Genomic DNA, 18,633 nt, shown 5'->3' on the forward strand with positions numbered 1-18,633 from the left:
CTGACACCCAACACCCCCAGGAAACGGGAAAACACCCAGAGGACATCAGGCCATCAACCAAAAACAAAAAATTTGGTATCAACAAACTAGACACACTATTGAGTTGACAAACAACACACCACAACGAGATCGACTGCTCTTTGCAGGTTCACAACGTTCGGTTGACGACCGGCTCGCAGCCGATCAAATTTGTTCTCCGCTTCGCCAGGCCGGAAGGCCCTCCTTGAAGCGGCTTGTACAGCTTAGTTCGGCTTGCTCGGCGTGTCAACTTGACTGCTCAAGACGATCCGCTCCGCTCGTTCCGAAGCTCCGTAACCATAGCATGAACAAGGTCCGAATTTTTCGGGCTGATCTTTGCTGGCCACCCGCCGCTGCTCGGTCCCTTCCGGGTCCTCGTCGCGACGACTCGGAATACATTACACACGACACGGGACCGGCGCAAAACGCCGGTCCCGTGCAGAAGTCCTGGTCGGTGGGGGTGTCGGTAGCGCCCCGCTCAGGCGCTGAACGTCACCGCCGCAAGGTTTTTCTTCCCGCGCCGCAGCAGGGCGAATCGGCCGTGCAGCAGGTCCGACTCTCCGATCACGGCGTCCTCCCCCGTGACCTTGTGGTTGTTCACCGAGGCGCCGCCCTCCTTCAGGACCCGCCGCGCTGCCGATTTGGAGTCCGAGAGGCCGGTGGCAACGAGCAGGTCCGAGACCAGGTGCTCTCCTGCCCCGACTTCCGCGTGGGGAAGTGCTGCGGCCACCGAGGCGAGGGTTTCCTTGTCCAGGTCCTCGAAGGAGCCACGGCCGAACACGGCGGCGGACGCCTCGATCGCCTTGCGCGTGGCGTCCTCCCCGTGGACGAGTGTGCTGACGTCCGCGGCGAGCACGCGCTGCGCCTCCCGACGGTGCGGCTCCTCCCCGGTCAACCGGCCGAGCTCTTCAATTTCCTGCCTGGTGCGGAAGGTGAAGACCTTGAGGCGGTCCACGACGTCCGTGTCAGCGGTGTTGAGCCAGAACTGGTAGAAGGCGTACGGAGAGGTGAGCTCAGGGTTGAGCCAGATCGCGTTGCCCTCGGACTTGCCGAACTTGGTGCCGTCCGAGTTGGTGATCAGCGGCGTGCCGATGGCGTGGACCGTGGCGCCCTCCGTCTTGCGCACCAGCTCCGTTCCGGAGGTGAGGTTGCCCCACTGGTCGGAACCGCCGGTCTGAAGCACGCAGTCGTACTGGCGGTAGAGGTTCAGGAAGTCCAGGCCCTGCAGGATCTGGTAGCTGAACTCGGTGTAGGAGATCCCTTCCTCCGAGTTCAGGCGCTTGGCCACGATGTCCTTCTTGATCATGGTGCCCACGCGGAAGTACTTGCCAATGTCCCGCAGGAAGTCGATGGCGGACAGCGGCGCGGTCCAGTCCAGGTTGTTGACCATCCTCGCCGGGTTCTCCCCCTCGAACGAGAGGAAGCGCTGCACCTGCTCACGCAGCAGGTCCACCCACTCCGCCACCGTCTCACGGGAGTTGAGGATCCGCTCCGAGGTCAGCCGCGGATCACCGATCAGACCGGTGGAACCTCCCACCAGCCCCAGGGGGTGGTGGCCGGCGAGCTGCAGCCGGCGCAGCAGGAGCAGCTGGACGAGGTGGCCCAGGTGCAGCGACGAGGCGGTGGGGTCGAAGCCGCAGTAGTACGTGATCGGAGCGCCGTCCACCACTTCGCGCAACGCCTCCGGATCGGTGGAGACCTGGATGAGCCCGCGCCAGTTCAGCTCGTCCCACAGGGACGTGAAGGAGGGGTCGTTGTGCTGCGAGGTGAGATCGGTGGTCGACACGGGGACTAAGTTATCAGGCCCTCGCAGCGCCGTCGTCCCCGCCCGGTGCTGCGCCCTGGGCCCCCACCGTGGCTTCGCGGGAAGCGGCGCGCGCGCCTCCGTCCGCCACCGCGCCGGGCTCCACCGGCGCCACCCCGTCGGGCATGCCGTGGGCGGCCACGAGGTAGAGCCGCTGGGTGGGCCGGGTCATCGCCACGTACAGGTTGCCCGGTCCGCCGGACGGGTCCGCCTCGATCTCGGCGGGTTCCACGACCACCACGGAGTCAAACTCCAGACCCTTGGCGTCCCAGGGCGTGAGGACCATGATGCGCCGGTCGAGACTGCGCATCCCGGCGGCCACGAGTCCCGGGAACGCACGCTCGAGGGCAGAGCCGACCGCCGCGATCCGTCGACCGGGACACACCACCCCCACCAGCCCTCCGGAGAGCAGCTCCAGCTCCCGGCCCACGGACGCCACGACCTCCTCGGTCACGGCGTCGTCCGAGGCGGCGGGCACCAGCACGGGAGGGTCCCCGTCCCGCACGGCCGTGGGGTGCGACACCGTGAGCCCCGCGGCGCGGGCCACCCGGACCGCGGCGTCTGCGATCGGCTGGGGCGTGCGGTAGTTCACCGTGAGCTCCTCGAGCGTGAAGCGCTCCCCCACGAACGGCTCCAGTGCACCCTGCCAGGTGGTCGCCGCGGCCGCGTTGCCCGCCTGGGCGATGTCCCCCACCACGGTGAACGACTTCAGCGGGCAGCGCCGCATGAGCACGCGCCACTGCATGGGCGAGAGCTCCTGGGCCTCGTCCACGACCACGTGGCCGTAGGCCCAGGTGCGGTCCGACGACGCCGCCTCGGCCGCCGTGACGCGGTGCGGCGCCTCCGCGTTGAACGCCGTGAGCTGCTCCACGGTCACCACGCCCTGCGCCCCGATGTCCTCGAAGCCCTCCGCCATGGTCTCCAGCGCCTTCTGCGCGGACTCTTGGGCCTTGCGCTCCTCGACGGCGCGGTCCCCGCGCACCTTGATCCCGGCCGTGTCGAAGTCCCCGAGCAGCTCCGCCGCCTCGTCGAGCAGCGCGACGTCCGCCACGGTGAGGGGCGCGTCCACGGGACGCAGCAGCCGAGCCACCTGCTCGTCGGTCAGCTCGGGGGCCGCGGAGCGCAGGTAGCGCTCCTTCCCGAAGAGCTGGGAGACGAGCTGCTGGGGAGTCAGGGGCAACCACAGGAGGTTGAGCGCGATGCGCACCTCCCGGCTCTGCCTCAGGTCCTCCCGCAGGTAGGAGCGGTCCATCGTGGAGCCGGACTTCTCGTTGAGCTCCGCCCCCAGCGTGTCTGCGAGCTCCTTGACGACCACCTTCACGAAGGTCTCGCGAGCCTCGTTGTGCGGCTTGCCGGTGGCGCGGGCCCGCTCCCGGGCACGGCGCACGAGTGCGCGGTCGAGCTTGACGGTGTGGCCGTCCACCGAGAGCCACTGCGTCCTCTCGGGAAGCTTCTGCCGGTCCGCGACGGCGCGCCTGACGACGTCCACCATGTGCAGCCCGGACTTCCAGCGCGCCACCCAGGGGTCCTCCTCGACCGTGCCGTGCACCCCCGGGTAGAGGTCCGCCAGCGAGGACATCACCACGCCCGTCTCCCCCAGCGCCGGCAGCACCCGCTCGATGTACCAGAGGAAGGAGGAGGACGGCCCCACGATCAGCACGCCGGACTTCGCGAGGCGCTCACGGTGCTCGTAGAGCAGGTACGCCGCGCGGTGCAGGGCCACAGCCGTCTTGCCGGTGCCCGGCCCGCCCTGCACCACCCGCACCCCGGACAGCGGTGCGCGGATGATGCGGTCCTGCTCTGCCTGGATGGTGGCGACGATGTCCGTCATGCGCCCGGTGCGCTCGGAATTGAGGGCGGCGATGAGCGCGCCCTCGCCGTGGACCACGTCGTCTCCGGAGACGGCCTCGGGATCGAAGACGTCGTCCTCCAGTGCGGTGACCTCCCGGCCGTCCATGATGAGGTGGCGACGGCGCACGAGGTCCATGGGGTTCGCGGCCGTGGCCTGGTAGAACGCCCCGGCCTCCCGGGCGCGCCAGTCCAGCACGAGCCGCTGGTGGTCCTCCGTCGCCAGCCCCAGGCGGCCCACGTAGTGGCGTTCGCCGCCCGTGGTGTCGAGGCGCCCGAAGACCAGGCGCTCGTCCACGGAGTTCAGCTGAGCGAGACGGTCCTCGTAGTAGGTGGCAAAGGCGTCCCGCTCGGAGCGGGCCTGGTGGCCACCGCCGAAGTGGGTCGTCCGGACCCTGCGCAGCTCGCGGTCGCTGAGCTCCCGCAGCTCGTCCAGCCGGGCATAGGCCCCTGCCACGTACCGGCGCTCGTCCTCGAGCTGCCGGGACACATCCACCGCTGCGGAATCCTCCACGAACTTCACCTCACGCACCCTGCCGACGGAACCGGTCGCTCAACCGGCGATCGACCATCCTACCGCCCACCGGGTGCGCCTCCGCGGGTCAGACGCGCAGCAGCGCCCGGACCCGGTGCCCGCCCAGCTGGGTGCGTCCGCGCAGTGCCGTGAGCTCCATGATCACGCCGAAGCCCGCCACGTTGTAGCCGCCGCGGGTCAGCAGCGCGGACGCCGCGCCGAGAGTGCCGCCGGTCGCGAGGACGTCGTCGAGCACGAGCACGCGCGAGCCCCGTGGGGCGTCGTCGGTGTGGATCTCCAGCGTTCCCGTGCCGTACTCGAGGTCGTAGGACTGGGACAGGGTCTCGCGGGGCAGCTTGCCCGCCTTGCGCACTGGGATGATGCCGGCCCCGGAGGCGTAGGCGACGGCGGCGGCGATCATGAACCCCCGCGCCTCGACACCCGCCACGCAGTCGTACTGTCCCCGGAAGGCGTCCACGAGCGCGTCCACCGTGCGGTGGAAGCCCTCCCCGTCCGCGAACAGCGGCGTGAGGTCGCGGAAGAGCACCCCCGGTTCGGGGTGGTCCGGGATCTTCTCGCACAGCCGGTCGATCATCTGTTCAACGGATTCAGTCACCCGCCCATGGTATCCGCCGGGCACGCCCCCACTCGCCGCCGCGCGGCTCACCGGGTGCGCCGACGCTTGACCGCGGCCTTGCGGTAGGGGGACACGGTCGGGTCCCCCGCGATCGCGAAGCGCCACGGGTAGGTGTCCATGCCGCCCTCGCCGGAGACCCCCGTCCGGGGTGTCACGACGACGTCGCCCACCGGTTCCTGCCGCAGCGCGAGTCCCGTCCACGACGGTTCGGGCGTGCGGAGCACGGCCTCCTCCGCGAGCGCCGCGGGGTCGTCGGAACGGCCGAGATCCACCAGCGCGGCGCCGTCGTCCTCCCGCGAGAGGCTGAGTGCCTGCGCCACGTTGCCCGGACCGCGCGCGAGTGCCACGAACGGCGGCTCGGAGCTGCGGTTGGCGAGCCGGCGACGCGCGGCGACGTCCTGACCCAGCACCACCTCCCCGGAGCGCACGAGGATCCCGCCGCCGGTGCCCTCGTCCCGGCACACGAAGTTCACGGCGTGGTGCAGCCCGTACGTGAAGTACACGTAGATCCGCCCCGGCGCCTCGAACATGGAGGCGTTGCGCGCGGTGCGCCCGCGGTAGGTGTGCGCACCCGGGTCCGGCAGGTCCGAGTCGTGGGGTCCGCCGTAGGCCTCGAGCTCGGTCAGCCGGAGCGCCACCGTGCCGCCGGGCAGCGCGCAGACGAAGACCGAGCCGAGAAGTCTCGGGGCGACGTCGGGCGCGCGGCCCAGCAGCAGCTCGTGCAGTCCCTGCGTCACGAGACCACGGGCTCGCGCGCCTCGAAGTCCGCGAGCGCGGCCATCCGCCATTCGAGCTCGGCGAGCTGCTGCGCCACCGCGTCCGGGGCGGTGCCGCCCTGGGAGCTGCGGGAGGCGAGCGAGCCCTCGACCGTGAGCACCTCGCGCACGCCCGGGGTGAGGTGCTCGGAGATCTGAGCGAACTGCTCGTCGGTGAGGTCCCACAGCTCGATGCCGTGCTCCTCGCACACGCGTACGGCGTCGCCGGAGATCTCGTGCGCCTCGCGGAAGGGGACCCCCTGGCGCACGAGCCACTCTGCCACGTCCGTGGCGAGTGCGAAGCCCTGCGGCGCGAGCTCGGCCAGGCGCTCGGTGTGGAACGAGAGGGTGCCCATCATCCCCGCCACGGCGGGCAGCAGCACCTCGAGCTGGTCGATCGCGTCGAAGACCGGCTCCTTGTCCTCCTGCAGGTCACGGTTGTAGGCGAGCGGCAGGCCCTTCAGCGTGGCGAGCAGCCCGGCGAGGTCACCGATCAGCCGCCCGGCCTTGCCGCGCGCGAGCTCCGCGACGTCCGGGTTCTTCTTCTGCGGCATGATCGAGGAGCCGGTGGAGTAGGCGTCGTCCAGCGTGACGAACGAGAACTCCTTGGTGGCCCAGGTGGTCACCTCCTCGCTCATGCGGGAGACGTCCACCGCGGCCATGGCGCAGACCCACGCGAACTCGGCGTAGACGTCCCGGGACGCGGTGCCGTCGATCGAGTTGAAGACAGCGGAGTCGAAGCCGAGCTCCGCGGCGACGGCGTTGGGGTCCAGGCCCAGCGAGGAGCCCGCGAGCGCACCGGAGCCGTACGGGGAGACCGCCGCGCGGGCGTCCCAGTCCACCAGCCGCTCGACGTCGCGCAGCACCGCCCACGCGTGGGCCAGCAGGTGGTGCGAGAGCAGCACCGGCTGGGCGTGCTGCAGGTGGGTGCGTCCGGGCATGGGCGCGTAGGGGTGACGCCGCGCCTGCTCCACGAGGGCGCGCACCACGTCCAGCAGGTTGCCCGCGATGATCGAGGCGTGGTCCCGCAGGTACATGCGTCCCAGCGTGGCGATCTGGTCGTTGCGCGAGCGCCCCGCCCGCAGCTTGCCGCCCAGCGCGGGGCCGGCGCGCTCGATCAGTCCGCGCTCCAGGCAGCCGTGGACGTCCTCGTCCGACTCCGCCGGGACGTACGCGCCGCTGCGCACGTCCGCCTCGAGTCGGTCCAGCGCGTCGATCATCCCGGTCAGCTCCTCGGCGCTGAGCAGACCCGCGGTGTGCAGCACCCGGGCGTGGGCGCGCGAACCCGCGATGTCGTAGGGCGCGAGACGCCAGTCGAACTGGGTGGACTTGCTCAGCGCGGCCAGCGCGTCCGCCGGTCCCCCGGCGAAACGGCCGCCCCACAGGGCGCCCTCGTTGGTTCCGTGCTGCTCGTGCTGGGCCATGGTGCTCCTCGTGGACGGTGGTGGATCGGTGCGCCCCCGGCGGTGTGCGCCAGTGGCGCGGGGGCGGCACGACGGGGCATTCTGCCGTGACGACGTGACGCGGTGGGGACGGCGGTGCGGACGCGACGACGCGCGGCGGAGTCCCGGGCGCGTCGAACGGCCGGGCTCCAGTCTAGGAGCCCGGCCGTCCGGCACCGCGTCAGCGGGGTCCGCCGCGGGCACGCCGTGCGCGCGGCGGGTGGGGTCAGTCCTCGTCCAGGTTCTGCTCGCGCCGGGACGCGACCTTGGAGGACATCCCGAACAGCTCGATGAAGCCGCGGGCGTTGGACTGGTCGAATGAGTCGCCCTCGTCGTAGGTGGCGAGGTTGAAGTCGTAGAGACCCGTGTCCGAGCGCCGCCCGGTCACGGTGGCCCGGCCAGCGTGCAGCTCCATGCGGATGTCGCCGTTGACGTACTTCTGCGTGTCGTCGATGAACACGTCCAGGGACTTCTTCAGCGGGGAGAACCACTGGCCGTCGTAGACCAGCTCGGTCCAGCGCTGGCCCACGGTCTTCTTGAAGCGGGCCTGCTCGCGCTCGACCGTGACGTTCTCGAGCTCCTTGTGCGCGGTGATCAGCGCCATGGCACCCGGGGCCTCGTAGATCTCGCGGGACTTGATGCCCACCAGGCGGTCCTCGACGATGTCGATCCGGCCCACGCCCTGTGCGCCCGCCCGACGGTTCATCTCCTGGATGGCCTGCAGCGGGGTCACGGGCTTGCCGTCCAGGGCGACCGGCACACCGCGCTCGAACGAGATCACGACCTCGTCAGCAGCGGGCGGGAACGTGGGATCGTCGGTGTACTCGTAGACGTCCTTGGTGGGACCGTTCCAGATGTTCTCCAGGAAGCCCGTCTCCACGGCTCGACCCCACACGTTCTGGTCGATGGAGAACGGGTTCTTCTTGGTGGTCACGATGGGGAGCTCGTTCTTCTCCGCGTAGGCGATGGCCTTCTCACGGGTCAGCGCGAGGTCCCGCACCGGGGCGATGCACTTGAGCTCGGGGCCGAGCGTCTGGATGCCCACCTCGAAGCGGACCTGGTCGTTGCCCTTGCCCGTGCAGCCGTGGGCCACGGTGGTGGCCCCGAACTGCTTGGCCGCGGCCACCAGGTGCTTGACGATCACCGGGCGGGAGACCGCCGAGACCAGCGGGTAGGAGTCCATGTAGAGGCCGTTGGCCTTCAGCGCCGGCATGCAGTACTCGCTCGCGAACTCGTCCCGGGCGTCCGCGACGTAGGCCTCCACGGCACCGCAGTCCAGGGCGCGCTGCCGGATGGTCTCGAGGTCCTCGCCGCCCTGTCCGACGTCCACGGCCACGGCGATCACCTCGGCACCGGTCGCCTCACCGATCCACCCGATGGCCACGGACGTGTCCAGTCCACCCGAGTAGGCCAATACCACGCGATCACTCACGGCGTTCTCCTCACACACTGCTCAACGACGACACTGACTGCGCGGGACGACCCGCGCTCCGTGCATGACTATACACAACTGTCGTTATTTATGCATCGAGCGAGAGCTCGCGCTTGAGGATCTTACCCGTGGGGCCCTTGGGCAGCTCGTCCGTGATGCGGTACATGCGGGGGTACTTGTACTTGGCCACCCGCTCCTGCACGAACGCGTCCAGCTCCTGGCTCAGCGCCTCCCGGCCCTTGGACTCGAGCACACCGGACTCGAAGACGACGACGGCGCCGACCTCCTCGCCGTGCTTCTCGCTGGGCACGCCCACGACCGCGGCCTCCACGACACCCGGGAACTGGTAGACGACCTCTTCGATCTCGCGGGGGTACACGTTGTAGCCGCCGCGCAGGATCATGTCCTTCTTGCGGTCCACGATGAAGATGGCGCCGTCCTCGTCCTTGCGGCCCATGTCCCCGGTGTGGAACCAGCCGTTGCGCATGGCCTCCTCGGTGGCCTCGGGCTTGTTCCAGTAGCGCTTCATCACGTACTGCCCGCGCACCGCGATCTCCCCGACCTCGTTGGTGGGGACCTCGTTGTCGTCCCCGTCCACGATCCGGATCTCCGCCCCGCGCACGACCGTGCCGATGGACCCGGGCTTGCGGACGTTGCCCGGCTGGTTGAAGCACACGATCGGGGAGGTCTCCGAGAGGCCGTAGCCCTCGTACACGCTGGTGTCGAAGACCTTCTCGAACTTGGCCATGACCTCCACGGGCATGGCGGAGCCGCCGGAGACGCCGGCGCGCAGGTCGATCCCCTCCGTGGTGAGCTCGCCCTTGCCCAGCTCGTGCAGCAGCGCCACGTACATGGTGGGCACGCCCACGAAGATGTTGACGTGGTCCCGGCGCAGGATCTCCAGGGCCTTGACCGGGTGGAAGCGCGGCAGCAGGGAGACCGCGGCGCCGCGGGCCACCACCCCGTTGAGGGCAACCGTCTGGCCGAAGACGTGGAAGAAGGGCAGCCCTCCGAACATCACGTCCCCGTTGCGCAGGTCGAACAGCTCCCCGGCAATCTCGGCGTTCGAGTGCAGGTTGTGGTGGGTCAGCTCCGCACCCTTGGGGCGCCCGGTGGTGCCGGACGTGTACAGCAGCACCGCCGTGTCCTCGTCCTCGCGCTCGACGACCTCGGCCGCCGGCTCAACCGACATCAGGTGCCCCACGGTGCCCTGGGCGCTGATCGGCAGCACGGCCACGCCGTCGAGCTCCTCGACCGCCTTCTGGCTGGCCTGGGCCATGTCCTCCCACGCGAGCACGAAGCTCACGCCCGCGTCCTGGAAGTGGTAGGTCAGCTCGCGAGGGGTGAGCAGCGGGTTCAGCGGGACCACGATGCCGCCGGCGCGCAGGATCGCGTAGTACAGCACCGCCATGTGGGGCACGTTGGGCAGCACGAGCGCCACGCGGTCCCCGGGGCGGATGCCGTTGGCGGTGAGCAGGGCGGCGCCGCGGGCGGAGAGGTCGTCCAGCTGCCCGTAGCTCAGGTGCAGGTCATCCAGGATCACGGCGGGATCGGACGTGTACTTCGCGGCCGAGGTGGTGAGCAGCGTGGCCAGGTTGGTCATGGGTCCTCCAGGGAACGTGTGTGAGATCTAACACGTGAGACTGCCAGTATCGGGTACCTGAGTCAAACGCCCACGCCACGGGTCCGGGAGCGCGTGCGAGACTGGGAGCAAGCCCGGATCGCCCCCGCGATCCCCACCCGTGCCCCGCCGAGTCGGAGCACCCGTCCGCAGGAGGACCTCCCGTGACCCAGCCGGAATCCGCACCCCAGCCCCCGCAGCTCACCGAGGCCGAGCTGGCGTACGCCACCTCGCTCTTCGACGCCGCCCGCAACGGCGACACGGACACCCTGCATGCCGCCCTGGACGCGGGCGTGCCGGTCAACCTCACCAACGGCAAGGGTGACACCCTGCTGAACCTCGCCGCCTACCTCGAGCGCGAGGACACCGTGGCCATGCTCCTGGAGAAGGGCGCGGACACCGAGCGCGTGAGCGACATGGGCTTCACCGCGCTGGTGTGCGCCGTGTTCCGCGGGAACGAAGCCATCACCCGCATGCTCCTGGAAGCCGGAGCCGGGCAGGCCACCGGGCACCAGCACGCGCAGGACGTCGCCAGGGTCTTCGGCCAGGAGCAGCTGCTGCCGCTGCTCACGCAGTACGAGACCCCCGAGGCCTGAGCGCCGTGGACTCCGCGTCCCTGGTGCCACGAGCGCCGTGGTTGCCGGGCGCAGGAGGGCGGCACCGCGGCGTCGTCGCTCAGCGGGCGAGGTCGAGGAAGGTGCGTGCGAGGTCCGCGCCGCCCGCGGGGTCCCGCGCCACGACCATGATGGTGTCGTCCCCGGCGATGGTCCCCAGGATTTCGGGCATCACCGAGTGGTCGATGGCCGAGGCGAAGTACTGGGCGGCTCCGGGCGGGGTGCGCAGCATCGCGAGGTTCGCGCTGCCCTCCGCGGTGACGAGCAGCTCCCGGCACAGCGAGGCAAGCTTCGCCTCGGCACTCTCACGGGTGATCCCGGTGGCCGGGGAGCGGTCCGCGCCCGCGCGGGGCATCGCGTAGACCATGCCCCCGTTGGCGGAACGCACCCGCACCGCCTCGAGCTCCACGAGGTCGCGGGACAGGGTGGCCTGCGTGACCTGGATGCCGTCCGCGGCGAGCAGCTCCGCGAGCTCCGCCTGGGAGTGGATCTCCCCTCCGGTGACGAGCTCCAGGATCCGGGCCTGTCGCGCCGTCTTGGTGGTGGGCATGCTCACCGGATCTCCTCCCGTCGCAGGGCTGCCGGCAGGTCCGCCGAGAGTCCCGAGGAGTCGAGCAGGAAGGTCAGCAGCGCCTTCTGCGCGTGGAGCCGGTTCTCCGCCTCGTCCCACACGAGCGACGCGGGCCCGTCGATGACCTCCGCCTCGACCTCGAAGCCGCGGTACGCGGGCAGGCAGTGCAGGAAGACGGCCTCCTCGCCGGCGAGCGCCATGGCCTCGCGCGTCACGGCGTACGGCTGGAAGATCCGCGTGCGCTCCGCCTTCTCGTCCTCCTGGCCCATGGAGACCCAGGTGTCGGTGACGACGGCGTCCGCGCCCCGCAGCGCCTCGGCCGGGTCCGTGGTCACGAGCACGGAGCCACCGGTCTGCTCGGCCCGCTCCCGTGCGGCGTCGACGACGACCTGGCGCGGCAGGTGCTGCTGGGGTCCGGCCACCCGCACGTGCATCCCGGCGGTGGCGCAGCCGAGCAGGTACGAGTTGGCCATGTTGTTCGCGGCATCCCCCACGTAGGCCAGGGTGCGGCCCGGCAGGTCCCCGAGGTGCTCACGCAGGGTCAGCAGGTCCGCGAGGATCTGGCACGGGTGGTAGTCGTCGGACAGGGCGTTGACCACCGGGACGGTGCTGTGCTCGGCCATCTCCTCGAGCCCGGACTGCGCGTAGGTCCGCCAGACGACCGCGGCGAGCATCCGCGAGAACACGCGCGCGCTGTCCGCCACGCTCTCCTTGTGCCCCAGCTGCGACTCCCCGGGGTTGATGATCAGGGGGCTGCCGCCGAGGTCGCTGACGCCCGTGGCGAAGGAGACCCGCGTGCGGGTGGAGGTCTTGTCGAAGACCACCCCCACGGTCTGCGGGCCCGCAAGCGGGCGGCGCGAGAAGCGGTCCGCCTTCAGCGCGAGCGCGAGGTCCAGGACCCGGGTCTGCTCCTCGGGCGTGAGGTCGGTGTCGATCAGGAAGTGACGGAGCACGGGGCATCCTCCTTGGGGAGCGGGTGAGGGGCGGGGGGGGCGGTTCAGTGCTCGCGGGCGGCGAGCAGCCGCGGCAGGGCGGCCACGAACTCGTCCACGTCCCGCTCGGTGATGATCAGGGGCGGGGCCAGGCGCAGGGTGGCCGGGCCCGTGGCGTTGAGGATGAACCCGGCGTCCCGGGCCGCGGCGACGACGCGCTGCGCCACCGGGTCCTCGGGGCCCTCCTGCACGAGGTCCACGCCGAGCAGGAGACCGTACTGGCGGACGCCCACCACGCCGTCGACGGCGCGCAGGCCCCGGGCGAGGTGCTCCCCCACCCGGCGGGCGTTGGCGAGCAGGTCCTCGTCCTCGATCACGGTGAGGGTCGCGAGACCCGCGGCCATGGCCAGCGGGTTGCCGCCGAACGTGGTGCCGTGCTGCCCGGCGCCCAGCAGCCCGGAGACCTCCGGGCCCGCGGTGAGTAGCGCCCCCACGGGGAAGCCCCCGCCGAGACCCTTGGCGAACGTCACGGCGTCCGGGAACTCTCCCGCGGGCAGCTGCGCGCTGGAGGCGAGCCACGCACCGGTGCGACCGATCCCGGACTGCACCTCGTCCACCACGAGCAGCGCACCGTGCTCGCGGGTCAGCTCCCGGGCTCGCGCCAGGAAGCCCTCGGGCAGGCCGAGCACCCCGGCCTCGCCCTGCACGGGCTCCACGATCACGGCGGACACGGTGTCGTCCAGCGCGGACTCGAGCGCCTCGACCGTGGCCGGAACGTGCTCCACCCCGGCGGGCAGCGGCTCGAAGGGAGCGCGGTAGGCCTCCTTGGCGGTCAGTGCGAGCGCGCCCATGGTGCGGCCGTGGAACGAGTGCTCCAGGGCGATCACCCGCTGCCGGGGCCGCCCCTGCGCATCGGGGTGGACCGCGCCGTGGCGGCGGGCCAGCTTGAACGCCGCCTCGTTCGCCTCGGAGCCGGAGTTGGCGAAGAACACGTGCGAGCCCTCCGGCGCCCCGGTGACCTCCAGCAGCTTGTGCGCCAGCGCAATGCTGCCCGGGGAGGTGAAGAGGTTGGAGATGTGGGCGAGCGTGCCCGCCTGCTCGCTGACGGCCCGCACCCACGCCGGGTGCGCGTGTCCCAGCGCGTTCACGGCGATCCCGGCCAGCAGGTCCATGTAGCGCTTGCCGTTCGCGTCCGTGACGTGAACCCCCTCGCCCGAGACGAGCACGAGGGAGGGATCCCCGAACACCCCCAGGAGGTTGTCCCTGTACTGCTCCAGCAGCTCGTCCTGCCGCGCGCTCATGCGTTCTCCGTCCCGTCCGGTGTGACCTCGGTGCCGATGCCCGTGTCCGTGAAGATCTCCAGCAGCGACGAGTGCTCCGAGCGCCCGTCCACGATGCTCGCCCGCGGCACCCCGCCCTCCACGGCGCGCAGCGCCGCACGCATCTTCGGGATCATCCCCGACTCCAGCGTGGGCAGCATCTCCCGCAGCTCCGAGGCCGTGAGCGAGGAGATCAGCGAGGACCTGTCCGGCCAGTCCGCGTACAGCCCCTCCACGTCCGTGAGGGCCACGAACTTCTCCGCGCCCAGCGCCACCGCGACCTCCGCGGCAGCCGTGTCCGCGTTCACGTTGAGGACCTGGCCCGTCAGGGAGCCGAGGCCCGCGGCGTCGTCGTCGGAGTCCGCGAGCTCCGGGGCGATCGAGGCGATCACCGGGATCTTGCCGATGTCCAGCAGCTGCTCCACGGCGGCGGTGTTCACGCGCGTGACCGTGCCCACCAGACCCAGGTCCAGCGGTGCGCCGTCCGAGCCGGTGCGCACCCTGCGGGCCTGCAGCAGCCCGGCGTCCTCCCCGGACATCCCCACCGCGTAGGGACCGTGGGCGTTGACGAGGCCCACGAGCTCCCGGCCCACCTGGCCCGTGAGGACCATGCGGATCACGTTCATGGCCTCCTCGGAGGTGACGCGCAGCCCGTCCCGGAACTCCGAGGCGATGTTCAACGAGTCGAGCATCGCGCTGATCTGGGGGCCGCCGCCGTGGACCACGACCGGGCGGATCCCCACGTGGCGCAGGAAGACGATGTCCTCCGCGAACGCGCGGCGCAGTTCATCGTTGACCATGGCGTTGCCGCCGTACTTGAAGACCATGGTGGAGCCCGCGTAGCGCTGGATCCACGGCAGAGCCTCCATGAGGGTCTCCGCCTTGGAGCGGGCCGTTTCATACCTGGTGTTATCGCTGAGACGTGACATGGTGGGGCGCACTAGCTCGAGTAGGCGCTGTTCTCCTCGACGTAGTCGTGGGTGAGGTCGTTGGTCCACACCGTGGCCTGCTGGTCCCCGCTCTTGAGGTCGACCACGATATCCACGGCGCGCGCGGCCGCGAGGTCCACACCCTCGCGCGGCTCGCCGATGCCGCCGTTGCGGCACACGGTCACGCCGTTGATGGAGACGTCGATGCGGTCCGGGTCGAACTGGGCCTGCGTGGTGCCCACGGCGGAGAGCACGCGCCCCCAGTTGGGGTCGTTGCCGAAGACCGCGGTCTTGAGCAGGTTCGAGCGGCACACCGTGCGGGAGACATCCTCCGCCTCGGTCTCGGTGGCGGCACCCACGGTAGTCACCGCGATGTCATGGGAGGCGCCCTCCGCGTCCGTGATCAGCTGCTGCGCGAGGCTGTGGCACACGGCCGTGAGCGCGCGGGTGAACTCCACCTGGTCCGGGCGCTGCGCCGACGCGCCGGAGGACATCAGGACCACGGTGTCGTTGGTGGACATGCAGCCGTCAGAGTCCGTGCGGTTGAACGTGACACGGCACGCCTCCTTCAGGGCGAGCGAGAGCTCCTCCGCGCCCAGGACGGCGTCCGTGGTGAGCACCACGAGCATGGTGGCCAGCCCCGGGGCGAGCATCCCCGCGCCCTTCGCCATGCCGCCCAAGCTCCACCCTGCGCCGCTCACGCAGGCCTGCTTGGGGACGGTGTCCGTGGTCATGATGGCCTCCGCGGCCTCCGCCGCGGCACGCTGCCCGGGTGCGAGCGCGGCCGCCACGGCCGGGACCCCGCCGCGCACGACGTCCATCGGCAGCTGCTCCCCGATCAGCCCGGTGGAGCACACCACAACGTCCCCTGCGCCGATGCCCAGCTGCTCACCCACCAGCTCGGCGGTCTCGTGCGTGTTCTGGAAGCCCTGCGGGCCGGTGCACGCGTTCGCCCCGCCCGAGTTGAGCACCACCGCGCGCGCACGGCCCTGCCGGATCACCTCGCGGGACCAGTGGACGGGGGCGGCGGCCACGCGATTGCTGGTGAATTGGGCGGCCGCGGCGTCGTCGGGCCCGGTGTTGAACACCAGGGCGAGGTCACGGCCACCCGACTTCTTGAAGCCGGCCACCACGCCAGCGGCGCTGAAACCGGCCGCGGCGCACACGCCGGAGTCGGTGCTCACGGGGACGTCGGGAACGGGGTTGTGCGAGGACATGGCAGCTCCTGGTTCGGACGGGCGGTCGGGCGCGGACCCGGGACTCACGGTGCCACGCCCTGCGCGGCGAGGCCCGAGGTCTCGGGGAGGCCGAGGGCCAGGTTCAGGGACTGCACGGCGGCTCCCGCCGTCCCCTTGGTCAGGTTGTCGATGGCCGCGCTCACCACGAGCCGCCCGGCGTGCGGGTCCACGGCCAGCTGCAGCGCCACGTGGTTCGAGGCCTGCACCGACTTGGTGGTGGGCCACTGCCCCTCGGGCAACAGGTGGACGAACGGCTCGCCGTCGTACGCGGCGCGGTAGGCCTCGCGCACAGCTTCCTCGGTCGTGCCCGGGCGCAGCGCGGCGGTGGCCGTGGTGAGGATGCCGCGGGGCATGGGGGCCAGGGTGGGGGTGAACGAGATCCGCACGCCCTCGCCGGCAGCCCATCCCAGCCCCTGTTCGATCTCCGGGGTGTGCCGGTGCCCGCCGCCGACGCCGTACGGGGACATCCCCCCCATCGTCTCGGCACCGAGCAGGTGAGGTTTCAGGGCCTTGCCCGCGCCCGAGGTCCCGGACGCGGACACGATCACGATGTCCTGGGGAGACACCAGTCCCGCCGCCAGCGCGGGTGCCAGCGCGAGCAGCGATCCCGTGGGGTAGCAGCCAGGGACGGCGATCCGGGTGGCGCCGGGCAGGTTCTCTCGCTGCTTGCGGCCGTTGGGGTCCACGAGCAACTCGGGCAGCCCGTAGGGCCACGTGCCGGCGTGCTCCGAGCCGTAGAACGTTCCCCACGCCTCGGCGGACTCGAGCCGGTGGTCCGCCCCGGCGTCGATCACGACCGTGCCTGCGGGCAGCTGCTCGGCCAGCGCCGCGGACTGGCCGTGGGGCAGAGCCAGGAACACGGCGTCGTGGCCCGTGAGGTTGTGCGCGGTGGTCTCGACGACGTCCCTGTCCGCGAGCGCGTGCAGGTGCGGCTGGAGCGCCCCGAGCTTCTGCCCCGCGGAGGAGTGGGCCGCCACGGTGGCGATCTCAATGTCCGGGTGCCCGCACAGCAGACGGAGCACCTCTCCCCCCGCGTAGCCGGTGGCGCCTGAGACTGCAACGGTGTAGGTCATGGGCTCCACCATACCGTATTCCTATGCACTCCACTCAATATTTATGCATAACGCGTTCCAAGTCTCTGCGCGGGTGACCGTCCTCCCCGCCGCCCGCCCCGACGTGGACTGCCTTGTGCCGGGAGGTGCCGCAGCGCGAGACTGGCGGGGACGCCGTCGTGCCCCTCTGCGAGCACGGCACCCCGCTGCGAGGAGGAACTGATAATGAGCGAGACCACGATGCAGGCGATCGTCGCGCAGGAGCCCGGTGGCCCGGAGGTGCTGCGCCCGGCCGAGGTGCCCCTCCCCGAGCCCGGCCCCCGGGAGGTCCTCGTGCGGACCGAGGCCACCGGTGTGAACTTCATCGAGACCTACCAGCGCTCCGGTGTGTACCCCGTGGACTTCCCGTTCACGGCAGGCTCTGAGGGCACCGGTGAGGTCGTGGCTGTGGGCTCAGGGGTCACCACCGTGCGGACCGGTCAGCGCGTGGCAACCTCCGAGGCGACCCGCACCTACGCGCAGTTCTTCACGGTGGAGGAGGACAAGGCGCTACCCGTGCCGGACGGCATGGATCCTCAGACCGCCGGTGCCCTGCCCCTGCAGGGACTCACGGCGCACTACCTGGTGCGGTCCACGTTTCCCGTGCAGCCCGGGCAGACCGCGGTGGTCACAGCTGCCTCCGGCGGGGTGGGCGGACTGACGATCCAGCTGCTCAAGCGCATCGGCGCCACCGTGATCGCGCTGACCTCCACCCGGGATAAGGCCGAGACGGCCAAGCGCCTCGGCGCGGACCACGTGCTCGGCTACGAAGGCTTCGCCGAGCACGTGCGCGAGCTCACGGACGGCCTGGGCGCGGACGTGGTCTACGACTCGGTGGGCCGTACGACCTTCGACGAATCCCTCGCGGCCACCCGCGTGCGCGGGACCACCGTGCTCTTCGGGGGCTCCTCCGGCCAGGTGCCCCCGCTGGACCTGCAGCGGCTCAACAGCTCCGGGGCGCTCTACGTGACCCGCCCGTCCCTGGCTTACTACACGCGGGACCGGGACGAGCGCACGTGGCGCTGGGGCGAGCTCATGGACGCCGTGACCTCCGGGGGCCTCGAGGTCCGGGTGGGTGCCACCTACCCGCTCGACGACGCCGCCGCCGCGCACCGCGACCTCGAATCCCGCGGCACGCAGGGGAAGCTCCTGCTGCTGCCGTGAGACGACACCGCCCCGTGGGCCCGGGAACCCACGGGGCGGTGCACCACCGGTTTGTGCCGGAGCAGAGATCTAGATGCCTTCCCGCACCCCGCGGTGCACGCGTCGCGCACCCCAGACCGTGAGGCCGACGCAGAACAGCGCGCCCACCCCGAGCGCCGCGGCTCGGACCCGCTGGCCGGTGACCATCGAGTCCGTCACGCCGCTGTCCCCGTAGGAGCCGGGCTCGCCCGTCTCCACAACCGTCAAGTGACCGTTCTGCTCCGCGAGCAGTGCGTCCACTTCCCGCGGAAAGTCGGAGTCCTGCACACCCGTCTGGGTGCCACGGAACGTGATCTGGTCACCCTCGGACTTCTTCACCGGGTCGTTGAGCTGGTTGTCGAACGGATACTCATCCACCAGCTCGTTCTTCGGCATGACCCCGGTGTAGATCCCGTTGTACTCCTTGGTCACGAGGTCGTTCGTGAGGGTCTGGTACGTCCCGGAGACCACCATGGACCGGCCTGCCCAGTCGTCCAGCCGGGAAGCCTTCTCGAACGACAGTGCGGAGCAGATCCCCAGGACCAGGGTCAGCACCGCCCCCGCGAGGACGATGAGCACGATCAGCCATCCGCGCGAGCCGCGCGTTCGCTCCTCCTCCTGCTCGTGGAAGTCGATGAGTTCGGGGGAATCGGGGGACACGGTGCTCCTTGCGCCTTGGCGTTGCT

Annotated in this window: 16 protein-coding genes; 2 read left to right on the plus strand and 14 right to left on the minus strand. The window is 70.8% G+C overall.

Going from position 1 to position 18,633, the window contains the following annotated elements; genetic code table 11:
• Positions 1-496: 496 nt before the first annotated feature.
• The 7 genes from tyrS to ABD264_RS09945 form a co-directional block, all read right to left on the minus strand.
• On the minus strand, positions 497-1,804 hold the full coding sequence (gene tyrS, locus ABD264_RS09915; protein WP_144942219.1) for a tyrosine--tRNA ligase: 1,308 nt from the start codon (positions 1,802-1,804) through the stop codon (positions 497-499).
• Positions 1,805-1,817: 13 nt separating this feature from the next.
• Complete coding sequence (locus tag ABD264_RS09920) at positions 1,818-4,184, minus strand: HelD family protein (RefSeq protein ID WP_344205851.1); 2,367 nt, start codon at positions 4,182-4,184, stop codon at positions 1,818-1,820.
• Between the two features lie 88 nt (positions 4,185-4,272).
• Entirely contained in the window at positions 4,273-4,800 is a 528-nt protein-coding gene (locus tag ABD264_RS09925; RefSeq protein ID WP_144942221.1) for an adenine phosphoribosyltransferase, read from the minus strand.
• Between the two features lie 47 nt (positions 4,801-4,847).
• The gene (locus tag ABD264_RS09930) at positions 4,848-5,558 is read right to left on the minus strand and encodes a DNA-3-methyladenine glycosylase (RefSeq protein WP_344205854.1); all 711 of its coding nucleotides are present in this window, start codon (positions 5,556-5,558) and stop codon (positions 4,848-4,850) included.
• Positions 5,555-7,000, minus strand: a complete 1,446-nt coding sequence (argH, locus tag ABD264_RS09935) for an argininosuccinate lyase (protein WP_303106108.1) — start codon at positions 6,998-7,000, stop codon at positions 5,555-5,557. The genes ABD264_RS09930 and argH overlap by 4 nt, the downstream gene beginning before the upstream one ends.
• 244 nt (positions 7,001-7,244) lie before the next feature.
• Complete coding sequence (locus ABD264_RS09940; RefSeq protein WP_290498985.1) at positions 7,245-8,450, minus strand: argininosuccinate synthase; 1,206 nt, start codon at positions 8,448-8,450, stop codon at positions 7,245-7,247.
• Positions 8,451-8,538: 88 nt separating this feature from the next.
• A complete protein-coding gene (locus tag ABD264_RS09945) occupies positions 8,539-10,053 on the minus strand; it encodes a long-chain-fatty-acid--CoA ligase (protein WP_344205858.1) in 1,515 nt (504 codons plus the stop codon).
• Between the two features lie 182 nt (positions 10,054-10,235).
• Here ABD264_RS09945 and ABD264_RS09950 point away from each other — a divergent pair, with 182 nt between their 5' ends.
• Positions 10,236-10,667 carry an ankyrin repeat domain-containing protein gene (locus ABD264_RS09950; RefSeq protein ID WP_144942226.1) on the plus strand — a complete coding sequence of 144 codons (432 nt, stop codon included), beginning with the start codon at positions 10,236-10,238 and terminating at the stop codon, positions 10,665-10,667.
• A gap of 79 nt (positions 10,668-10,746) precedes the next feature.
• On the opposite strand, the gene ABD264_RS09955 is transcribed toward ABD264_RS09950, so the two are convergent.
• From ABD264_RS09955 to argC, 6 genes are read right to left on the minus strand one after another with little or no spacing between them, the layout of a single operon-like run.
• Positions 10,747-11,235, minus strand: coding sequence for an arginine repressor (locus ABD264_RS09955; RefSeq protein ID WP_186366699.1), 489 nt, complete (start codon positions 11,233-11,235; stop codon positions 10,747-10,749).
• A 2-nt stretch (positions 11,236-11,237) separates the two neighbouring features.
• A complete protein-coding gene (gene argF / locus ABD264_RS09960; protein ID WP_144942228.1) occupies positions 11,238-12,209 on the minus strand; it encodes an ornithine carbamoyltransferase in 972 nt (323 codons plus the stop codon).
• Positions 12,210-12,253: 44 nt separating this feature from the next.
• The gene (locus tag ABD264_RS09965) at positions 12,254-13,489 is read right to left on the minus strand and encodes an acetylornithine transaminase (RefSeq protein ID WP_344205862.1); all 1,236 of its coding nucleotides are present in this window, start codon (positions 13,487-13,489) and stop codon (positions 12,254-12,256) included.
• Positions 13,486-14,436, minus strand: a complete 951-nt coding sequence (argB, locus tag ABD264_RS09970; protein WP_055085645.1) for an acetylglutamate kinase — start codon at positions 14,434-14,436, stop codon at positions 13,486-13,488. The genes ABD264_RS09965 and argB overlap by 4 nt, the downstream gene beginning before the upstream one ends.
• Positions 14,437-14,447: 11 nt before the next feature.
• The gene (gene argJ, locus ABD264_RS09975; protein WP_344205865.1) at positions 14,448-15,653 is read right to left on the minus strand and encodes a bifunctional glutamate N-acetyltransferase/amino-acid acetyltransferase ArgJ; all 1,206 of its coding nucleotides are present in this window, start codon (positions 15,651-15,653) and stop codon (positions 14,448-14,450) included.
• Between the two features lie 44 nt (positions 15,654-15,697).
• Positions 15,698-16,747, minus strand: a complete 1,050-nt coding sequence (gene argC, locus ABD264_RS09980; protein ID WP_344205867.1) for an N-acetyl-gamma-glutamyl-phosphate reductase — start codon at positions 16,745-16,747, stop codon at positions 15,698-15,700.
• Between the two features lie 204 nt (positions 16,748-16,951).
• Here argC and ABD264_RS09985 point away from each other — a divergent pair, with 204 nt between their 5' ends.
• A complete protein-coding gene (locus ABD264_RS09985) occupies positions 16,952-17,929 on the plus strand; it encodes a quinone oxidoreductase family protein (RefSeq protein WP_144942232.1) in 978 nt (325 codons plus the stop codon).
• Between the two features lie 69 nt (positions 17,930-17,998).
• Here the strand turns inward: ABD264_RS09985 and ABD264_RS09990 are convergent, their stop codons facing one another.
• Positions 17,999-18,607 carry a hypothetical protein gene (locus tag ABD264_RS09990; RefSeq protein WP_303106103.1) on the minus strand — a complete coding sequence of 203 codons (609 nt, stop codon included), beginning with the start codon at positions 18,605-18,607 and terminating at the stop codon, positions 17,999-18,001.
• Positions 18,608-18,633: the final 26 nt, after the last annotated feature.

It is taken from the genome of Kocuria salsicia (assembly GCF_039532055.1).
GTDB classification, from domain to species: domain Bacteria; phylum Actinomycetota; class Actinomycetes; order Actinomycetales; family Micrococcaceae; genus Kocuria; species Kocuria salsicia.